Below are 3,838 nucleotides of genomic sequence, written 5' to 3'. Positions count from 1 at the left end.
TGCAGTGGATTGGTGTCGCCCGTCACGCGGGCAAAGGCCGCCACATCTTCCTGGCTGAATTTGAAGGAGTGAGTAAACTGGTTGCCGATTTTTGGTTCAATATCCATGTCTGGTACTTGGTTTTCCGGTTTATAACAATTTTTGGAACGGGTGAAACGAAGGTAGGAAATTTGTTCGGCTGCAATAAGAAGCTGTCTAAAAATCAGAATTTGATAGAATGTGAGTCGGTAGCTTTGTGAGAACAAAGAACCACCAATGTACCCCACAGACCTGACCGACTCTCACGGAATTCTAAGATAAAAACAAATGCTTTTAAATATTATTTTTTCAAGATCACTCTCAGGCCGCCTGGCCGTAGTGTGCCATCTTCACATAGGGCGTCCCCCGGCTGACGGTGGCGAAGACGCGATTGATCAATTTGGCTCTGACTGCGTTGAGAACCACCATCTTGTCCCCTTGCCTTCATCAAGCTTCCTGTGGTAGTAAGCCCTGAGTTGCGGGTCGTGCTGCACGGCCGAGGCGGCAGCGTTGCTCAGCAGAGCTTTCATCTTCTTGTTGGCCAGGTGGCTGACGCTGGTCTTTCGGCAGCGGCCGACCGCCCGCACGCTGCTGCCCGAGCTATGCTCGAAAGGCGCCACTCCGGCGTAACAGGCGAACTGTCGGCCGTTCTCGAAGGCCATGAAGCCATGGGTGTGGATCAGGAAGGCCGAAGCGGCGATCAGGCCGATGCCGATGAGCGACTTGGCCAGCCCGAAGCTCTCGAAGAGCTGCTGGTCCTGCTTGACGGTGGCCTGCATCTCCTTCTCTGTCTGGTCGATCTGCTGCTCGACGAGCTTGAGATGTTTGTGGGAAAGCTTGATAATGAGCGCATTGTCGATCAGATGGGAAGTCTCCCGCAGGCCGCTGATCGAACAGCAGATTGCTCACGTCGAAAAGGAGATGGAGGCCACCGTGAAGCAGGACGAGCAGGTCTTCAAGCACTTCCAGTTGGTCAAGTCGGTCGTGGGCGTGGGTTTGATCACGGCGGCGGCCTTCCTGATCTACACCCAGGACTTCACCGCTTTTGACAACGGCCGACAGTTCGCCTGCGCGGCGTCCGCTGCTACGCCGGGGTAGCCCCCTTCGAACACTCTTCGGGCAGCAGCATCCGGGACGGTCCGCCGCGCGGAAGGACGAGAGTCAGTTCCCTGGCCAACAGGAAGATGAAGGCTCTGCTGAGCAACTGCGCTGCGGCAGCCGTACAGCACGACCCGCAACTGAAGGCATATTACCAGCGAAAGCGTGGAGAGGGAAAGGACTGCCTGGTGGTTCTCAATGCCGTCGGAGCCAAGCTGATCAACCGCGTTTTCGCCACCGTCAGCCGGGGAACACCCTACGTGCCGATCGCCCAGTACGGGAAAGCGGCCTGAATGCAAATCTTGAAAAAATAATATCATGATTTACTAGCTTTTATCTTAATATTCCGTGTGGCTGGCGTAAGCCCTCCTTTCCTCCTCATTCCCCCATCTTCCTTATCACTGCTTTCTTGTCAAAAAGTACCCGCCAAACGGCGAAAGGCAGCTTTTGATCGGGGAAGCATTCTCCGCAAATAGGACTTGTCTTAGGAATAGGTGCGTTGTACACCAGCAGCGTGTCGTTGAGTTTTTGAACGTTGTCGAATTGCGGCAAGTCCCTTTCGGCGTTATAGACGTAAGCACTTAGCAATTCGCGCTCTTTGGGGGCCAGAGTCCGGTTTTCCGGGGCCAGCATACCCAGAAGTTGAATTTTGACATCATACTGATCCTCAATGGCGGCGACGAGCGGCACGTGTTTTAGATTCACGCAGTATTTTAACGCCTCGTCGGGATGCTGCGCCAGTTCTTTTTCCAGACCTTTCTGGATGATAACCGCCATTTCCTTGCCCCATTCGTCCACCGCCGCCACGAGTTGGGCGTCGGTGACGCGCTTGATTTTCACACCCGCCATCTCTTCTTTCAGGGCCTTGGTTTGGTCGATGCGGTTGTCGGTATTGCAGCCTGCGGCAACGACCACGACAACCAATAGCAGGAGCGATGATTTTTGAAATTTCCAGTTTCTGATTTTCATATAAAATTCAAAATAAAGCCCCGGTACTGCGCGACCCGCTGATTTACAAAATAGTCCAGCCACGAAATTACGTATCTTTGCGGCCCCAAACGAAGGAATGTCAATTACAATACCATGCAAGATAAATTAGAAGCCATCAAAGAACGCTTCCACGAAGTAGGCCAGCAGATTATCCAGCCCGAAGTGGTCAACGACATGCAGCGTTATACCAAGTTGAGCAAAGAATACAGTGACCTGGAAAAGGTTGTGATACAGTATGATGCTTACCAGAAACTCTTAAAAGACATTGCTGGCGCGCGCGAACTGGTCAATACCGAAAAAGATCCGGATATGCGCGAGTTTGCGAAGGAAGAACTCAACGAACTTCAACCTCAGCAGGAAGAGATGGAAGCGGCTTTGAAGGAAATGCTTATTCCGAAAGACCCGAACGACAGCCGTAACAGCATCCTTGAAGTGCGGGCGGGAACGGGCGGCGACGAAGCCGCCATTTTCGCGGGCGATTTGTTCCGTATGTACCAGCGTTTTTGTGAAAAGATGGGTTGGCGGCTTTCCATTCTGGACTTCACAGAAGGTACCAACGGCGGCTACAAGGAAATTGTGAGCAAGGTCGAGGGCGAGGACGTTTACGGCAAGCTCAAATTCGAGTCGGGCGTCCATCGCGTGCAGCGCGTTCCGGCCACGGAGTCGCAGGGACGGGTCCATACCTCCGCCGCGACGGTGGCCGTGCTACCCGAAGCCGAGGAAGTGGATGTGGAAATCAATATGAACGATGTGCGCGTGGACACCTTCAACTCTTCAGGCGCGGGCGGGCAGTCGGTAAACACGACCTATTCCGCCGTGCGGCTTACACATAATCCCTCGGGGTTGGTGGTGAGTTGCCAGGACGAGCGTTCCCAACTCAAAAACAAAGCCAGGGCGCTGGAAGTACTACGGTCGCGCCTTTATGAAATAGAATTAAAAAAGCACAACGACGCCATCAGTTCGCAGCGGCTGTCGATGGTCGGTAGCGGCGACCGTTCCGACAAAATACGCACCTACAACTACCCCCAAAGCCGCGTGACGGATCACCGCATTGGCTACACGGTATATAACCTGCCGACGGTCATGGAAGGAGAAATCGGGGAATTTATCGAGCAACTCCGCATAGCTGAAAACGCCGAGCGGATGCAGGAAGGGGAGACAATTTAGTTTTATGTTCGAGGTTCGTTGTTGCGCAGTTCGTCGTTTAACAAAACTACGAGCATTGTGCTACTTCCCCCCAAACTCCTTCGGATACGTCTCTTCCTTGTACTTTTCGAAGGCTACTTCTTTGTAAAAATCTCCCCCAAAAAAGGTGATGATTTCGTGGAACTCTTTGGCTTTCAGATAGCCGGGGAGCGGCTGAATCATTTGTAGTTTCTCGTCCAGAAACACCGTGCTGGGGTAGCTCAGTTTGTTTTGTAAAAGGCTGGCGGCGAACTCATGCACGCCGCTGTTGCCCTGCTGTACGAACTTGAACTTCTGCCCGCCCAGCGTGACTTCCTCGCGCTGCTCGGCGTTGAATTTTACCGGATAATAATGCTTGTTAATGTACTCCACCACCTTCGCATCGGTGTAGGTTTCGCGATCCATGACCTTGCACCAGCCACACCAATCGGTATAGACATCGATCAGGATTTTGCGCGGCTCCTGCTGGTTGAGGGCAAAGGCTTGCTCCACCGTGAGCCATTCGATTTTGGCGAGTTTCTCGCGCGGCTCGAAGGTTTCGGAACGC

6 protein-coding genes are annotated in these 3,838 nt (G+C 53.1%); 3 read left to right on the top strand and 3 right to left on the bottom strand.

Going from position 1 to position 3,838, the window contains the following annotated elements; genetic code table 11:
• Positions 1–413 precede the first annotated feature (413 nt).
• The gene (locus tag ACEW8P_RS13370) at positions 414–797 is read right to left on the bottom strand and encodes a transposase (RefSeq protein ID WP_373513576.1); all 384 of its coding nucleotides are present in this window, start codon (positions 795–797) and stop codon (positions 414–416) included.
• Positions 798–870: 73 nt separating this feature from the next.
• Here ACEW8P_RS13370 and ACEW8P_RS13365 point away from each other — a divergent pair, with 73 nt between their 5' ends.
• Complete coding sequence (locus ACEW8P_RS13365) at positions 871–1,116, top strand: transposase (RefSeq protein ID WP_373513575.1); 246 nt, start codon at positions 871–873, stop codon at positions 1,114–1,116.
• The gene (locus ACEW8P_RS13360) at positions 1,086–1,409 is read left to right on the top strand and encodes a transposase (protein ID WP_373513577.1); all 324 of its coding nucleotides are present in this window, start codon (positions 1,086–1,088) and stop codon (positions 1,407–1,409) included. The genes ACEW8P_RS13365 and ACEW8P_RS13360 overlap by 31 nt, the downstream gene beginning before the upstream one ends.
• Positions 1,410–1,494: 85 nt before the next feature.
• On the opposite strand, the gene ACEW8P_RS13355 is transcribed toward ACEW8P_RS13360, so the two are convergent.
• On the bottom strand, positions 1,495–2,085 hold the full coding sequence (locus tag ACEW8P_RS13355; protein WP_373513574.1) for a hypothetical protein: 591 nt from the start codon (positions 2,083–2,085) through the stop codon (positions 1,495–1,497).
• Between the two features lie 114 nt (positions 2,086–2,199).
• Here ACEW8P_RS13355 and prfA point away from each other — a divergent pair, with 114 nt between their 5' ends.
• A complete protein-coding gene (prfA, locus tag ACEW8P_RS13350) occupies positions 2,200–3,273 on the top strand; it encodes a peptide chain release factor 1 (protein WP_373513573.1) in 1,074 nt (357 codons plus the stop codon).
• A 60-nt stretch (positions 3,274–3,333) separates the two neighbouring features.
• Here the strand turns inward: prfA and ACEW8P_RS13345 are convergent.
• Positions 3,334–3,838: thioredoxin family protein (locus ACEW8P_RS13345; RefSeq protein ID WP_373513572.1), on the bottom strand; the 505-nt coding region annotated here is incomplete at its 5' end.

Source organism: Persicitalea sp., assembly GCF_041751555.1.
GTDB lineage: Bacteria > Bacteroidota > Bacteroidia > Cytophagales > Spirosomataceae > Persicitalea.
The sequence above is the reverse complement of the archived record's forward strand: the minus strand, read 5'-3'. Positions and strand labels throughout refer to the sequence as shown.